Genomic DNA, 17,619 nt, shown 5'->3' with positions numbered 1-17,619 from the left:
CTTAACTGCATAATACAGAATAAGATTAATAGGAAGAAATAAGTAAAGAAATAACGTATTTGAAAATACCATAACCCACCTCCATTAGTTTTTATAATCTTAAATCCTTTGACCTTAGCGTTAATTTATCATCGTTAAGTGACATTTATGTTACAGTTAAAAATATAAACTTCTTAAAAGTAAAAAAATCCAACTCTAAAATAGAGTTGGATTTTTAATTATTTAATCTTTTACAATATATTAAATTCAGCTTTACTTCCTTTTGCTGTAGATACTACTTCTAACTTAGCATCTATTCTTTCTTTTAATTCTTCAACATGTGATATTATACCTACTAACCTTCCACCTCTTTGAAGTTCAAGTAAACTATCAATTGCGTTATCTAGTGATTGCGGATCTAATGTTCCAAATCCTTCATCAACAAACATAGTATCAAGGGATACTCCTCCTGCATTTGATTGAACTACATCTGAAAGTCCTAGTGCCAAAGATAAAGATGCTTTGAAACTTTCTCCTCCTGATAATGAGCTAACATCTCTAGAGCTGTCTGTATAGTTATCGTAAATTTCTAGTTCTAAACCTTTTTGCCCCGCTCCTTTGCTCTTACTTTTCTTTCTTATTAAGGAGAATCTATCACCTGTCATTTTTTCAAGTCTTATATTTGCCGCTTCTATTATATCTTCAAAGTATGAAGCTAATATGTATCTTTCAAAAGATATATATGGAGATTTTTTACCATTTGCCAAATCAGCTAATTCTCCTACAACCTTATACTCTTCTTCTATAGCTTTAAACTTAGCATTTAAACTTTCTACATTTTTAAGTATAGATTTATTGTTTTCTAATACTGAGTAAAGTTCTCTAAGTCTAAGCTCTAAACCTTTCTTTTCTTCTTGAAGTTTCTTTAGCTTTTCATCAATACTATCTATATCAATAAAAGATAAATCTTTAGTTTTAATAACTATGTCTTCTTTTTTAGATTTAAGTAAATTTAAATTTAAATAATAATCTTCAACTTCTTTTTCTAAGTCTTCAATTAAATAAATCTTTGTTTTAAATTCCTCATAATTGTTAAAATCCTTAAATCCTAAGTTTTTTAATAAAGTATTAAATTCTAACTTTATCTTTTCTACATTAGTCTTTAATTCTTCCATAGAACTCTTAATTTCATTAGATTTAGAACTTTCACTTTCTAATTGTTTTGATATATTTTCATTATACTCTCTTAACTTATTTAAGTTATTTAAGCTTATTTCTAACTCTTTTACTTTTCTATTTATTAAAGTCTCTAGAGTTTTTATATCTAAAATATCATTAGGAATTTCTTTTTTATACTCTTCTATTTTTGTATTTATTTGAGCTATTTCAGGTAATAGTATCTTTTCAGTTTTTTCTAATGTACTTAGTTCTTTTTCAACTTCTACTAAACTCTTTTCTATAGTTATATTTTGTTCATCTATATTCTTTTTCAATGATAATTTTTCATTTATTTTTATGAGTTCTTTATTTAAATCATCAATATTACCCTTTAATTCAATTCCTTTTAACTTAACTACATCGGCTGTGTTAACTGAATATTTTTCATCTATATTTAAAGTTTTTGAAAACTTTAATAAACTATTACTTACAATCTCAAAATAATTTTTACAGTCAGTATTTAATTTAGTTAATTCATTTATCTTTAAATTATTTTCCTTTTCAGCTTCTTCTAATTTTTCTTTAGCTATTTTCAATTCCTCTTTAGTCGGAACTATTAAGTTTTTACTTATAACTGCTGGATTTGGATGATTTTTAGATCCACATACAGGGCAGGGTGTGTTTTCTTTTAAAGAACATGCAAGTATACCAGCTTGTTCTTTTTTATAAAGTTCATCCATATCATTATAATTTTTCTTTATACTTTTATATACTTTTTCAAATGAATCATATTCTATTTTTAAGTTATAATGACTAAGTTTTGATTTTTCATAACTTGCTATTATTTTAAACAACTCTCTAGTCTCTTGTATTATTTTTTCCTTATTAGAGATTTCATTTGCTATTTCTACTTTTTTGGTCTCTGCTGTAGCTATTTCTTTTAATTTATTTTCATTTTCTAATTTTTCTTTTTTTAATTTTTCGTTATTTTTTTTATTATTTTCTATTTTAAATTTGACTTCATCAAAGCTTTTATTTTTAATGATTAAGCTATTTTTTAATTCATCAAATTCTGCTATTTTAGGTTTTATACTCTCTAACTTATTTATCTCTAATTTAAGAGCATCCCTTTCAGGTTCTTTAGCTTCTTCTATTTTCAAATTTGATTTCGCTATATCAGCTTCTTTATTTAGTCTTTCAATATTTAATAGAGTTTCTTCATATGATTTTTTTCTTTGTTCTAATATATTTTCATTTTCTATTAATTTATCTTCTATGTATTTAACTTCTTTGGCACTTTTACATTTATTTATAGTTTCCTTTTTTAGTTCAAACTCTTTTTCTTTGTTTATAAGATCTAATAAACTATTATCTATTTTTTCTTTTTCTTTCAATAAATTGTTATTGTTTTCTATTTTTACTTTTTCCTTATTTATAAGTTCTAGTTCATTATATAAATCTTTATCATCTTCATTTAAATATTTATAAGCTTCACTATCCTTTGATATAAAATCTTTTAATTTTTCTATAACAAAAGGAAAATCTACATATTCTCCAATGGATATATCATGCTCACCTTTTATATTTTTTAAGTTAGTTTGCATTTCATCCTTACTTTTATTTCTGTTTTTGCTTAAACTTATAGCTTTTTCTTTAAGATCTATCTGGATTTTTTCAAAATCATAAGTGTTAAATATTTTTCTAAAAATACCTTCTCTTTCTAATGAATCTGCTAATAATAACTTTTTAAATTCACCTTGTGGAAGCATCACAATTTGTTTAAACTGATCTCTAGTTATACCCAATATCTCAATTAATTTATTTGTTACATTGGTAACTTTAGTTATAACTTTTCCATCTGGTAATGTAAGTGTTGCGTCTGCGCTCTTTTCTGTAAATCCTTCACCTCTTGATTTTTTCTTTTTTTGCTTTGGAACTCTATTTACTATATATCGTTCACCTTTTAATTCAAATTCTAATTCTACAAAAGTTTCTACATCATCATCTGCAAAATGACTTCTCAAAGAGTCTGTCTCTCTTGACTCTCCGCTAGCCTCTCCGTATAGGGCATAGCTTATAGCGTCAAATATAGTAGTTTTACCTGCTCCTGTTTTTCCTGATATCACAAATATGTTTCTACCATTTAATTCTTCAAAGTCTATAACTTGCTTATCTGCATATGGTCCAAAGGCACTTATGGTTAACTTTATAGGTCTCATTATTTCACCTCACTTTTTAAAACTTCATTTATAGTATTCATTAAAACCACTTCTTTTTCTTCTGTATAATCTCCACTACCTAAGTCTTCATAAAACTCTTTAAATAGCTCTAGCTTACTTTTTCTCTTATATTCACCTTTTGCTGAAGTTTTATCTTCGCTAATTTCCCTTTTTCTCTCTCTTGTTATTAACATAGTATTTGGATAAACTGCTCTTAACTTTTCCATTGGATTTATAAGTTCTCCATCATCTGTTAATATAGCTTGTATATAATCTTCTTTTCCTTCTTCTACCTCTCTAGCTTCCTCTATTAACTCTTCTATATTCCCTTTTATAACTCTTAAATCTCTTACTGGTTTTAAACATTTAAACTCTATATCTATTTCATCCTTCTTGTTTATATCGAGTATGTAAACTCCTTTTTTTTGTTTAACTTCTGAAAAAGAATACTTTAAAATTGATCCTGAATACTTCATTTCTTCTCTTCCAATTTTTTGTCTTCCATGAAGATGCCCTAAAGCTACATAATCAAAGTCATCAAATATTTTACCATCTATTAAATCTGTTCCTCCTATTGATAGAGGTCTTTCAGATTCTGATGTTTCAAGGTTTACTACTTCATATTTATTTTCAATACATTCTATTGCATCTTCTCTTTTTATAGTAACGTATCCATGTCCTACTAGGATATTTACTTCTTCTTGATTCATATCTTCCTTAATTTTTTCTACTACAAATTTCATTGCATCATTATGGCTTCTAATTTCTTTTTCATCTAAAATTTTTCTTGTTAATGCAGGGTCCTTATATGGAATTAAATAAAAGTTCACATTTTTTTCTCCATCTTTTACAACTACATGCTTGTATAGTTCATCATCTCTTCCAGCTATATATAATCCATGCTTTTCTAAAATTTGACTTCCAAAGCTTAGTCTTTCTCCACCATCATGATTTCCTGATATAGCCAATACTTTTACTTTTTTATCAATTATTAAATTACTTAAAGTTTCATTTAATAATTCTACAGCTTCCACAGGTGGAATTGACCTATCATATACATCCCCTGCTATTATAAGTACTTCTGGATTTTCTTTTTCTATTAAATCTATTAATCTATTTAAAATGTATTTTTGATCTTCAATCATCGAAAATTCATTTACTATTTTCCCAATATGCCAATCACTTGTATGAATAATTTTCATAAATTTCCTCCTTAAGATTTTATATAATTGATTATATCATAAAAAGCCTTCATTTAAATGAAGGCTTCTTTATTATATATCACTTTCTATTTCTTCTATAAAAACATCTACAATCTTTGAATCAAATTGAGTTCCTGAATTTGTTCTTAATTCTTCTATTGCTTGTGATTTTGACATTGCTTTTCTATATGCTCTATCACTTGTCATTGCATCAAATGCATCTACAACAGATATTATCCTTGATAATAAAGGAATTTCTTCGCCTTTTAACCCTAGTGGATATCCATTTCCATCGTATCGTTCGTGGTGAGTTAAAATTCCATAAGCTACATGAGATAAATCAGGTGTGCAATTAGCTATTCTAAATCCTTTTTCACTATGATTTTGGATTAAACCATATTCCTCTTGAGTAAGAGGTCCAGGTTTTTCTATTATGCTTTCACATACCCCAATCTTTCCTATATCATGTAAATATGCTAATAGTTTTAATTCTCTAATTTGTTTATTATTTAAGTTTAATTTTTTCCCTATTTTGTATGCATATTCTACAGTCCTACTAGTATGATCTCTTGTTTCTAAGCTCTTTTCTTCTAATGTTTTTTGTAGAGATTTCATTATATAATTTTTTCTACTCTCTTTTGATAGCAACTTTTCTTGATACATTGTATCTTCTGCTTCTTTTATCAAATCTTCTATACTTAATGTATTATCGACTTTTGTTGAAAATCCTAGTGCTATACTTATTTTCATGGAATAGTTACTAGCCTTTTTACAATTTTCTAAAATAGTGTTATATGTACTTTGAGCACAAATAGAATTTGTATTTGGCATAAGAATTACAAATTCATCTCCACCCCACCTAAAAATAAGGTCACTTTTATTACAACTATTTTTTAAAATTTCTGAAATTTTTATAATCAATTTATCCCCTTCTAAATGGCCTCTTGTATCATTTAATTTCTTTAATCCATTTGCATCTCCAATTATCATACTTAGAGGATAAAATTTTTCATTATTTAAAATCTTTATTTGTTCTTCAAAATATGCTCGATTAAAAAGTCCCGTTAATTTATCTGTATAACTCATTTGTCTTAACATATTTTCTAATTTTTTTCTTTTTGTTATGTCTCTTGATACGCCTACTACGCCTACTACTTCATTTTTTTCATTTATTACAGGTGTTTTTATACTTTCAAAATATGTAACTTCATTTTTACTATTTCTTATTTTTAATTTGGAATATATATTTTTTTTACTTTCTATTACTTCTTTATCTTTTTTTATAAGATATTCTGCTAAGTTTTTATCTTCACTTAGTTCTACATCTGTTTTTCCTATAACATCACTCTTATCTTTTTCATAAAACCCTTCAAAAAAAGCATTATTTCCTCCTACATATTTACCTTCTTTATCCTTATAAAATACTATATCTGGTATGCTATTTATTATAGTTTCAACTAATTTCTTCTGATATATATTATCTTCTTCATATTGCTTAAACTCTGATATATCGTGTATTATACCAGTTACTGCAATTATTTCTTTATCTTTGTCAAGTACAGGGGTTAAATAAGCTTTGGTTATTTTATTTTTGTGCTTATTTTCAAATGTCATAGGTTGTTTGCTTTCTAGTACTTTTTTATAGTTCATATCATACTTTTTAGCTATTTCTACAGGGTATATATCTTTATTGAATTTACCTATGATATCTTCTTTATTTATTTCTTTACTTATGTATGTGTCTTTAAATTTTTGGTTTAGGTCTAGAAATGCTCCTTCTTTTGATTTTATCCATATAGGTATAGGCAGCGTATTAAATATTAAATCCATTAAATTTTCTTTCATATTTTTTCCTACTTCCTTTTTACATATCATATCAATTATATATTACTTTAAATCATATATTTTTTCATTTGGTAAATTTTGGTTAAAAAAATAGTAGCCACCTATTTATAGTTGCTACTATTTTTTATTCAATATTATTCTATACTTTGAATTAGTTCTACATTGTGCTTCTCAACAGGGTTCAACTCTTTTAAAGTTCCTTTAAATCTTGAATCTGGTAAATACCAAGGCATACTTGTAAAGTAATTTCTATAATCTTCATTTTTAAATACATACCCATGTCTTGCAAAAATTTCATTTTTAATAAACCCTAAACTTGACTTATCATATTGATATAATTCTTCTTTAGTCAAATATCTACTACTACTATCTGGTATTATATAATAACTTTCTCCATATCCCATGTACACAGGATAGTCATTTTCACTATAATTATTATTTATAAATCCAATTAAATCTTCATAATATTCAAATTTTGATATATCATAATTATATATTTCTGCCTTTTTTAAATATTTAAATGAAGTTTCATAATTTCCATCACTAAAATTTTTTCCTGCTTTTTTCACGTACATTTTTGCATATAAGTTATTTAAATCTTTTTCATTTAGTATCCCTTCTAATTTTGTAATTTCTTCTTCAAAGTTTTCATTTTCTTTTATTTTATCACTAATATCTCTTACAATTTCATCTGTATATTTTATTTCTAGAGCGTCTACATAGTAATCTATTGACTTTGATATAGACTCTTCCTTATCTCCTTTTATCTTATAATGGTTATATAATATTTTATCTTTTGATATTAATACTACTATAATAGCCAATATGCATACTGTAACTACAATTGCTATAGACACTATAACTTTCATTGAGTGTCTTTTGTTTTGTTTTTTTATAGATGTTTCTATTATCTTATTTCCACATCCATCACAAAATATAGCGTTTTCAGGAAGTTCTTTTTTACAAACCTTACAAACTTTCATAAAATACCTCTCTAAATTTAAAATATAGTCACAATTAAATTATATTAATCTTTTTAATATATATTACAATTCAAAATTTATAGCATATTTTATTTATTTATATTATTATATTAAAATGAAATAAAAGTTTAAGGAGAATTTTTTATGCCATTTACATTAGCACATCCAGCTGTAGTAATTTTTTCAAAGAACAAAAATTTTAATTTATTAGGGTTGATTCTAGGCTCTATGGCCCCAGATTTTATATATTTTTTATTATTTAATCCAAGCAGTAATTTAGGACATACACTATTAGGATTTGTAATTCTTAATCTTCCAATATGCTTTTTGTTAAACTACCTAATATTAAAGTTCATAAAAAATCCATTTATAATTAATCTCCCTTCTAAGATCTGTAACTATTATACATATCTTATAAGTTATGATTTTAATTTTAAAAGTACTAAAGATATTTTTGTATTTGCATACTCATGTATAGTCGGAATGCTAACACATATAATCTGGGATGCATTTACCCATAAAACAGGTTATTTTGTTGTTAACATAAGTCTATTAAAAGAATCTATACATATACTTGGTTATCAAGTTCCATTTTTCAAATTGCTTCAACATGGTAGCACATTATTAGGTTTTTTTGTTATTTTATATTACTTCTATACTATAAGAAGGTATAGTAATAAATATATAAGATCAAATAAATTTCAATATCATTTAACAGCTATTTCGATACAAATTTTAATTATTATTTTAAGCTATCTTATATTTAAAAACTTTGGAATAGGTAGATTTGTAGTAACTTTTATAAATGGGTTGTTTTTAGGATATTTAACCTCATCAATTATTTATAGATACAAATTATTTAAATAAATTTTATGATATAAAAATAAGTAGTTAACGGTGTAAATTAGTTTCACTCCGTAACTACTTATTTTTATTAAGCTAATACTTCTTTTTCTGTATTTTCAGACTCTATACTTTCAGGTTTTAAAGTTTCAATTTTGATATTATTACATTCTAAATTTTTAAATGATGTTGAAAGCATCAGTTTTATTCTATTTAACTGATTGACTTCGCTAGCCCCTGGATCATAGTCTATTGGAACAATATTGGAATCATCGTAAATTCTTTTTAACTCCTTAATTACTCCTTTTCCAGTTATGTGATTAGGTAAGCAAGCAAAAGGTTGCATGCAGATAATATTTTTCACACCACTTTCGATAAGTTCCATCATTTCAGCTGTTAAAAGCCAGCCTTCCCCAGCTTGATTTCCAAGAGAAATTACATTAGATGCTATACTTCCTAGAGTTTTAATATCTTTTGTCTTACTAAATCTCTTACTACTTTCCAAAGCATTCATATAATGCTTTTGGTATTTTTCAATTGCACCTATACCAAATTTACCACCTAGTTTTTTATATTTTTTATCTAAATGGTTATCAGCCTTATAATATGTGTTAAAGCAACAACTTAAAAAGAAATTCATAAGTTCTGGAACAACTACCTCAGCTCCTTCAGTTTCTAATACATCTACAATGTTATTATTTGCCAATGGATGGAATTTAACTAAGATCTCTCCAACTAATCCAACTTTAGGTTTTTCTACTTGTACTATCGGTAAATTATCAAAATCTCTTACTATATTATATATGTTTTCTTTAAATTCAATAAAGCTTCCGCTTTCTAAACTCTTTTTACAAATCCTTATGTATTTTTCATGTAGTTTATTAGCACTTCCCTTTACTTTTTCATATGGTCTAACTCTATATAAAACTTTCATAAGTAAGTCTCCATATATGGCGCCCATTAAAACTTTATTTACTAAGCTTAATGAGAAAGCACTATATAAATTACTCTTTTCTTCTCCATTTATAGATAAAGATAATACAGGTACATCTTCATATCCTGCATCACTTAAAGCTTTTCTTAAGAAACCAATGTAGTTAGTAGCTCTACAAACCCCTCCAGTTTGAGTTATTGCCACCGCAGTCTTACTTAAATCATACTTTCCACTTTTTAATGCTTTAATAATTTGCCCTACTACAATAATCGCTGGATAGCAAGCATCATTATTAACGTATTTCACTCCTTCTTCTACAGCACCTTCATAATCTTTTAATAATACCATATTATATCCACATGATCTTACTCCATGTTCTACTAAATCAAAGTGTATAGGTGACATTTGAGGAACTAAAATATTATAATCTTCTTTTATAGCTTTAACTAAGCTTCCTTTTTTATATTTTTTTTCAACTTTTATAATTTCTATATTATTTTTATCTCTTTCTTCTATAGCTGCTTTTAATGATCTTAATCTTATTTTAGCAGCTCCTAAATTATTTCCTTCATCAATTTTTATACAAGTGTATATTCTACCCTCACTATTTAAAAGTTCTTGAACTTGATCAGTTGTAACTGAATCAAGACCACAACCAAAAGAATTTAACTGAACAAGTTCTAAATTTTTTGAATGACTAACATATTTTGCAGCTCTATATAATCTTGAATGATATGCCCATTGATCTACAACTCTTAAAGATTTATCTATTTTGCCTAAATGGCATATACTATCCTCTGTTAGGACTGCCATATCTAAAGAATTTATAAGTTCTGGTATCCCATGATTTATTTCTGGGTCAATATGATACGGTCTTCCTGCTAAAACAATACCCTTCATATTGTTTTTTTCTATTAATCGTAATGCTTTTTCACCCATATTCTGTATGTCTTTTTTAAATTTTTCATATTCTTTAAAACCTAGATCTACACTTTTACTTATTTCATCTTTACTTATTTCTATAAAATCTTTATCATATAGTTTAATTTTATTTAACTCTTCAAAAAGACTTTTCTTTAATGCTTTTTTATTATTCATTGGTAAAAATGGATTAATAAAAATAATATTTTTATCTCGTATTTCACTAATATTATTTTTTATAACTTCTGAGTATGACATTACAACAGGGCAATTAAAATGATTATCTATATTTTCAAACTCTTTATGTTCATGTCTTATACATGGATAAAAAATTGTTTTAACTCCTTTTTCAATTAAATCATTTATATGACCATGAACTAGTTTTGCTGGATAACAAACTGATTCAGAAACAATTGAATCCATGCCTTTTTCATAAATTTGTTTAGACGATTTTTCTGATAAAACAACACTAAATCCTAAGTTTGTAAATATAGTGTGCCAGAAAGGATAATTCTCATACATATTTAAAACCCTAGGTATACCAATAGTTTTTCGCTTTGCATCTTTAGATTCTAAGCTTTTATAGTCAAATATTTTTTTATATTTATATTCAAATAGATTTATATGTTTGTTTTCATTAACCTCTAATCCTGATCCTTTTTCACATCTATTTCCTGAAATAAACTTTTCTCCATTTCCAAAATTATTTATAGTAAGTAAACAATTATTAGAACATTTTCCACATCTTGCAGTAATAGTTCTTAGCTTTATATTATTTATATTGTCTCTATCTAACAATAGTGTAGTGTACCCTTTTTTATATTTTTCTTTTGCAATTATACTAGCTCCAAATGCACCCATTATTCCTGCAATATTAGGTCTTACAACTTCTCGTTCCGTTAATATTTCAAATACTCTTAATACAGCATCGTTATAAAAAGTTCCTCCTTGAACAACAGGGTGTTGTCCAATATCTTCTTTAGATTTTACTTTTATAACTTTATATAATGCATTTTTTATAACTGAATATGATAATCCAGCACTTATATCACTTACCGAATTGCCTTCCTTTTGAGCTTGTTTTACTCTTGAGTTCATAAATACAGTACATCTAGATCCTAAATCAACTGGATTTTCAGAGTATAGAGCTTTTTTAGAAAATTCTTTTATATCAAGTTCTAATGATTTCGCAAAAGTTTCTAAAAACGACCCACACCCCGAAGAACAAGCTTCATTTAATATTATAGTTTCGATAACTCCATTATTTATCTTTAGACATTTCATATCTTGCCCGCCTATATCAAGTATAAAATCTACATTTGGAGAGAAAAACTTAGCTCCCTTATAATGCGCTACCGTTTCTATTTCTCCTATATCTATCTTTAACGCTTGTTTTAGTAAAGCTTCTCCATATCCTGTAACTGCTGAATTCACTATTTTAGCTGTATTTGGTAAGTTTATATATATATCATTTAAAATATCTATTGTAGAATTTAAAGGGCTTCCTTCATTGCTTTTATATGCGGAATATAATAAATTACCATCATCATCAATTAGAGCTACCTTAGTTGTTGTAGACCCTGCATCAATACCTAGGAAGCAATCTCCAGAGTAATTTGATAACTCTTTTGTAGTGACTATATTCATACTATGTCTTTCTTTGAATTTTTCATATTCTTCTTCGTTTTTAAATAAAGGCTTTAATTTACTTTGATTGGTATTTTGAGCTTCTTTTGAGTTCTTTAAGTTTAATAATAAGTCACTTATCATAAATGTTTTATTATTTGTATATGAAAGAGCTGCTCCTATAGCTATGTACAGTTGAGCATCTTTAGGAAATATAATATCGTGTTCGTCTAAGTTTAGCATATCTATAAATGCTTGTCTTAGTTGGGATAAAAAGTATAGCGGTCCTCCTAGAAAAGCAACTTTTCCCTGTATTTTTCTTCCACAGGCTAAAACACTTATAGTTTGTACTGCTACTGCATGAAAAATACTCATTGCTATATCTTCTTTTCTTGCACCCTCATTTATCAATGGCTGAATATCTGTTTTGGCAAATACTCCACATCTGGCGGCTATACTATATATATTTTTATAATCTTTTGCTAGTTCATTTAACCCGCTAGCATCAGTCTTTAATAAAGATGCCATTTGATCTATAAAAGAACCAGTTCCTCCTGCGCAAATTCCATTCATTCTTTGTTCTATTCCATTAGTTAAATAGACTATCTTTGCATCTTCTCCACCTAATTCTATAACTACGTCAGTATCTGCATTATAAACTTCCACGGCTTTAGTGCTTGCTATTACCTCTTGTACAAAGTCTACACCTAAGTTATTTGCTAAATTCATTCCTCCCGAACCAGTTATAACTACAGAAACGCAACTATCTCCTATACTTCTATAAGTGTCTTCTAGAATTTTTATTACAGCGTTTTTTATATCAGATAAATGTCTTTTGTATTTTTTAAATACAATATTGTTGTGCTTATCTAATACTACTAATTTTACAGTAGTTGATCCAACATCAATTCCTATATGAAAAGTTTCCTTCATACACATCACCTCATTATTCTAGTTGTATTTTGATTGTTTTTATATTTTAGAATTGAAATTTAAGAATAATTATTGTTCCTTGTAATATTTACCACAAAAGATGTAATTTTAAACACCTTCTATTCAATTTAAATAAAAAAGAAGTTATTAGAAATAACTTCTTTTTTATTTAAATTTATACAATAGCTTTGCCTGAGGTTTTATTAATGTTTATCTTTATTACTTTAGTTTTGTCTCCAGCATTTTTTATGTACAATTTGCCTTTATCTATAAAATCAGGAGAGTATTTTTTTAATATCTCTATTAAAGCTTCATTTTTTTCTTCTCCAAAAATTTCATTAGCTTCTCCAAATAAAATAGTACTTTCATATTTTGTGCTAAACTTTTCTGGAATTATACAAGTTTTGCCTACTACACAAAATGAAACTTTGTTATTATAATTAATGTTTTCTAGCTTTTGTCCTTCTAATGCACAATGAAAATATACTGAGTTATTAAAATATACATAGCTTAGTGGTGTACCATATGAGTATCCATTTTCTCCATTTGTAGATAAAACCCCATACTCTCCATTTTTTAAAATTTCTTCAGCCTCTACAATTTCAATTTGTCTTTCTTTTCTTCTCATTTGCTTAAACATATCTACAAGTCTCCTTTTATACAGTTTAGTAAATTGTAGCACTTATAATATTCTTTGTGAATATTTATCCACCCTATTTATTACCAAATTATATTTTTTACTTTGGATAGTTAACTAAAAAAGTTTATAAAAGTTACAATTGTAGGTATTCCCACTAAATCTACTAAAAATGCTCCAACTAAAGGTACTATTAAAAAAGCCTTTGTTGAATTTCCATACTTAGAAGTAACAGAATTTATATTAGCTAATGCATTTGGAGTTGCTCCAAGTCCATGACCTAACATACCTGAAACCATAACTGCCGCATCAAAATCCTTTCCTAATAATCTAAATCCAATAAATATTCCATATAATGCTATAAATATAACTTGTGCAAGAACTATTACTATCATCGGTCCTGCAAGTCCTGCTAATTCCCATAATTTGATACTCATAAGTGCCATTGTTAAAAATATTCCTAAACAAACATTGCTTATTATATCAACTGAATATAAATCTATTTTCACAATATTTATCTTGTCGTTTAAATTTCTAAATAAAACTGCAACAAACATTGCACCTACATATCCTGGAAGTACTACACCTGTAGCATTTGAAAACCATGACCCAAATAAATTTCCAATAGTCATGCAAGATGCTATAACTGCAATTTGAGTTATCATAGTACTTGAATTGAATGAGTCACTTAATTTTATTCCTGCCGTTTCTTCTACTGATATATTTTTATCATATTCTTCTACTAATGGTTTTAAATTGTACTTATCTATTAAGTATCTAGAAACTGGCCCTCCTATAATTCCTCCAAAAATAACACCAAATGTAGCTGCTGCCATCCCTATTGTAACCGCACCATTTACACCTAACCCTTCTATAGTTGCCCCAAAGGAAGCCGCATTTGCATGACCACCTTCCATAGAAACAGCTCCACACATAATACCTATAAGAGGGTTTATATTTGTTAGCTTTGCCCCTATAACACCTATTACATTTTGAAATATAGCAAGTCCTCCACACAATATCCAATAAATTATTAATAACTTTCCACCCTTTTTTATAAGAGAAAAGCTAGCTCCTAATCCTATCGTGGTAAAAAAAGCTATCATAAACGGTGATTGTAAAGTTGTATCCATCTCTAAGTTAAATAAATTTACAGTCTTTGAAATAAATATTATAATTGCAAATAAAAGACCTCCTATAACTGGCCCTGGTATGCAAAATTTGTCTAAAAAACTAATCTTTTTTCTTAAGTAATTTCCTAAAAGCAAAAGTAATGTAGCTAGTGCTAGAGTTGCTATCATGTCCAAATTCACAGTGAAAATTTCCTTTGTAATTTCAAATTCCATGAAATCCCCCCTAATTTATATAACATTAATAAATTACTATTCAATTGACTAAATCTATATGCCTTATTTAGATATTTTAAAATGGTAAATAAAAATGAGATGCCTATAAATAAGCACCTCATTTTTATTTACCATTTTAAAATTTGTTTTTTAGCTGCTCTAGTTTCGTCTAATCGACCTACTGGTGTATTATGAGGAGAACTTATCAATATCTCCGGATTATCTTTTATTTCTTCTGATATTTTTATCATTGCATCTATAAAACTATCCAAAGTTTCTAAGCTTTCTGTTTCAGTTGGCTCTATCATTATTGCACTATCTACAATTAATGGAAAATACACTGTTGGAGGATGATATCCATAGTCTAAAAGTCTTTTTGCAACATCCATAGTAGTTACTTCTCCAAGTTTTTTTCCACTTAATACAAATTCGTGCTTACATACAGTGTCAAAAGGTAATGTATAGTACTTTTTAAGTCTTTCTTTTAAGTAGTTTGCATTTAGTACAGCCATTTCACTTGCTAGTTTCAACCCATCTGAACCCATAGTCAAAATATATGAATATGCCTTTAGTATAACTCCAAAGTTCCCATAGAAATTTTTTATTTTCCCTATAGAATTCTCTTTATTATAATTCAATGAATATCTATTTTCATGCTTTTCGATTATTGGAACTGGTAAAAATGGGATTAATTCCTTTTTAACTCCAACTGGACCGCTACCTGGTCCTCCTCCTCCATGTGGAGTTGAGAAAGTTTTATGAAGATTTAGATGAACAACATCAAATCCCATATCCGAAGGCCTACTAATTCCCATAATAGCATTCATATTTGCGCCATCATAATACAATAGTCCACCTACTTCATGTACTAAATCTGCAATTTTAGTTATATTTTTTTCAAATATACCCAATGTACTTGGATTTGTAAGCATCAAAGCACAAACAGTATCATCTAGCACTTCTTTTAAAGCCTCAATATCCACACATCCATTTTTATCGGATTTTATTTGCACTATATTACATCCACATAGATTTGCACTCGCTGGATTTGTTCCATGCGCTGAATCTGGAACTATTATCTTATTTCTTTTAAAATCGCCTCTATTTTCATGATATGCTTTTATAAGCATCAAGCCTGTTAACTCTCCATGAGAGCCTGCAGATGGTTGTAATGTTATTTCATCCATTCCTGTTATTTCTTTTAACATATTTGAAAAATCATACATTATATGAAGTGAACCTTGAACTGTCTTTTCATTTTGATAAGGATGTATATTAGTAAATTCTTCTATTGATGCTATGTCTTCATTTAATTTGGGATTGTATTTCATAGTACAAGACCCTAGTGGATAGAATCCTGTATCAACTCCAAAGTTCTTATTTGATAAAAGTGTAAAGTGTCTAACAACATCTACTTCACTTACCATAGGCAACTTCGGATTTATAGTTCTTTTTAAATTATCAGGAATTAAATTTTCATCCTCATCTATATCTATAGGAGGAAGTGAATATGCAAATCTTCCTTCTTTTGAAATTTCTATTAATAATTTATTATAATCTTTCATTTATATAGCCCCCATAGTATCAATAATTTTTTCTTTACTATCTTTAAAGCCCATACTAGATATAACATTAACTAAATTATCAATTTCATCCTTGCTTCTTTTTTCTGTAACACAATATAACGAACAGTTATTAAGTTCTTTAAATTTATTTTCTAAATTAAATCCACCAATTATGTTTTCTTTTAATAAATTTTCGTTAATACTATCTACGTTGTGATATTTAGATTTAACTGTAAATTCATTAAAAAACTCTCCTGTAAACACCTTTTCATACTCTCCAGTTTTTGCTAATTCATTACAAGCATAATGTGATTTTTGAATACACTGATTTGCTACCTCTTTTAATCCCTTATATCCCATTGTAGCCATATATATCGTAGCTGAAAGGGCATTCAAAGCTTGATTTGAGCAAATATTAGACGTAGCTTTTTCTCTTCTTATGTGCTGTTCTCTTGCCTGAAGTGTTAGAACATATGCTCTTTGTCCTCTTGAGTCAATAGTTTCTCCTACTATTCTTCCTGGAAGTTTTCTTATATTTTTAGATTTTGTACTCATAAACCCTACAAATGGCCCTCCAAAATTTAAAGAGTTTCCTAATGGTTGAGCTTCTCCTACAGCGATGTCCGCACCTAACTCTCCTGGTGATTTTAAAACTCCTAAAGTTATTGGATTGACATTCATAATAAGCATTGCTTTGTTTTGATGAGTAATAGACTCTATTTCTTCCATTTCTTCAATAATTCCAAAAAAGTTGGGACTTTGAACTAACATACAAGCACTTTCTTTATCTATATTTGCTTTTAAACTATCTACATCAACTCTTCCTGTTTTTCTATCATAATCGATTTCTATAACTTCAATATCTTTGAATTTCATATATGTTTTTATAACTTCCATAATCTCAGGATTTATAGATTTTGCTACTAGTATTTTATTTTTATTTTTCCCACTATTTAGTGCCATTACACAAGCTTCTACACTTGCAGTAGCTCCATCATACATAGATGCATTAGCTATATCCATTCCTGTAAGTTCAGAAATCATTGATTGAAATTCAAATATAGTTTGTAATGTCCCTTGACTTATTTCTCCCTGATATGGTGTATATGCTGTATAAAATTCTGATCTTGATGTAATATGTTTAATTACAGATGGTATATAGTGATCATATGCTCCTGCTCCTAGAAAACAAGTCAAGTTATCTATGCTATTATTTTCTTTAGCTATAGATTTTATTTTTTTTAATACTTCTATTTCACTTTTGGAAGTTTCTAAATTTAGATCTCTATTAAGCTTTAATTCATTAGGAATATCACTAAATAACTCATCTACTGATTCTACTCCTATTTCACTTAGCATCTTTTCTTTATCCTCATCTGTAATCGGTATATATTTAAACATAACCCAACCTCCATAATAGTTTTATAT

10 protein-coding genes are annotated in these 17,619 nt (G+C 27.4%); 1 reads left to right on the top strand and 9 read right to left on the bottom strand.

Translation table 11 applies throughout. The features are described from left to right. Positions 1–230: 230 nt before the first annotated feature. The 4 genes from ACN6I1_RS06195 to ACN6I1_RS06180 all read right to left on the bottom strand — a co-directional run bounded on the left by ACN6I1_RS06195 (position 231) and on the right by ACN6I1_RS06180 (position 7,386). Positions 231–3,356, bottom strand: coding sequence for an AAA family ATPase (locus tag ACN6I1_RS06195; protein ID WP_419743128.1), 3,126 nt, complete (start codon positions 3,354–3,356; stop codon positions 231–233). Further along, positions 3,356–4,558, bottom strand: coding sequence for an exonuclease SbcCD subunit D (locus ACN6I1_RS06190; protein ID WP_419743127.1), 1,203 nt, complete (start codon positions 4,556–4,558; stop codon positions 3,356–3,358). The genes ACN6I1_RS06195 and ACN6I1_RS06190 overlap by 1 nt, the downstream gene beginning before the upstream one ends. A gap of 72 nt (positions 4,559–4,630) precedes the next feature. Continuing rightward, positions 4,631–6,403 carry an HD domain-containing phosphohydrolase gene (locus ACN6I1_RS06185; RefSeq protein WP_419743126.1) on the bottom strand — a complete coding sequence of 591 codons (1,773 nt, stop codon included), beginning with the start codon at positions 6,401–6,403 and terminating at the stop codon, positions 4,631–4,633. Between the two features lie 134 nt (positions 6,404–6,537). Beyond that, entirely contained in the window at positions 6,538–7,386 is an 849-nt protein-coding gene (locus ACN6I1_RS06180; protein WP_419743125.1) for a YARHG domain-containing protein, read from the bottom strand. Positions 7,387–7,530: 144 nt separating this feature from the next. Between ACN6I1_RS06180 and ACN6I1_RS06175 the strand changes: the two genes are divergently transcribed. Continuing rightward, on the top strand, positions 7,531–8,253 hold the full coding sequence (locus tag ACN6I1_RS06175) for a DUF4184 family protein (protein ID WP_419743124.1): 723 nt from the start codon (positions 7,531–7,533) through the stop codon (positions 8,251–8,253). 67 nt (positions 8,254–8,320) lie between these two features. Here ACN6I1_RS06175 and ACN6I1_RS06170 read toward each other — a convergent pair whose 3' ends face one another. The 5 genes from ACN6I1_RS06170 to gcvPA all read right to left on the bottom strand — a co-directional run bounded on the left by ACN6I1_RS06170 (position 8,321) and on the right by gcvPA (position 17,592). Further along, the gene (locus tag ACN6I1_RS06170; protein ID WP_419743123.1) at positions 8,321–12,643 is read right to left on the bottom strand and encodes an acyl-CoA dehydratase activase-related protein; all 4,323 of its coding nucleotides are present in this window, start codon (positions 12,641–12,643) and stop codon (positions 8,321–8,323) included. 175 nt (positions 12,644–12,818) lie between these two features. Next, a complete protein-coding gene (locus ACN6I1_RS06165; protein WP_419743122.1) occupies positions 12,819–13,283 on the bottom strand; it encodes a pyridoxamine 5'-phosphate oxidase family protein in 465 nt (154 codons plus the stop codon). Positions 13,284–13,393: 110 nt separating this feature from the next. Next, on the bottom strand, positions 13,394–14,626 hold the full coding sequence (gene gltS, locus ACN6I1_RS06160) for a sodium/glutamate symporter (RefSeq protein WP_419743121.1): 1,233 nt from the start codon (positions 14,624–14,626) through the stop codon (positions 13,394–13,396). Between the two features lie 128 nt (positions 14,627–14,754). Then, complete coding sequence (gene gcvPB, locus ACN6I1_RS06155) at positions 14,755–16,191, bottom strand: aminomethyl-transferring glycine dehydrogenase subunit GcvPB (protein ID WP_419743120.1); 1,437 nt, start codon at positions 16,189–16,191, stop codon at positions 14,755–14,757. Continuing rightward, positions 16,192–17,592 (bottom strand): aminomethyl-transferring glycine dehydrogenase subunit GcvPA, encoded by a 1,401-nt coding sequence (gene gcvPA, locus ACN6I1_RS06150; protein WP_419743119.1) that lies wholly within the window; start codon positions 17,590–17,592, stop codon positions 16,192–16,194. Positions 17,593–17,619 lie beyond the last annotated feature (27 nt).

Source organism: Paraclostridium dentum (assembly GCF_048568265.1).
Taxonomy (GTDB): domain Bacteria; phylum Bacillota; class Clostridia; order Peptostreptococcales; family Peptostreptococcaceae; genus Paraclostridium; species Paraclostridium dentum.
The sequence above is the reverse complement of the archived record's forward strand: the minus strand, read 5'-3'. Positions and strand labels throughout refer to the sequence as shown.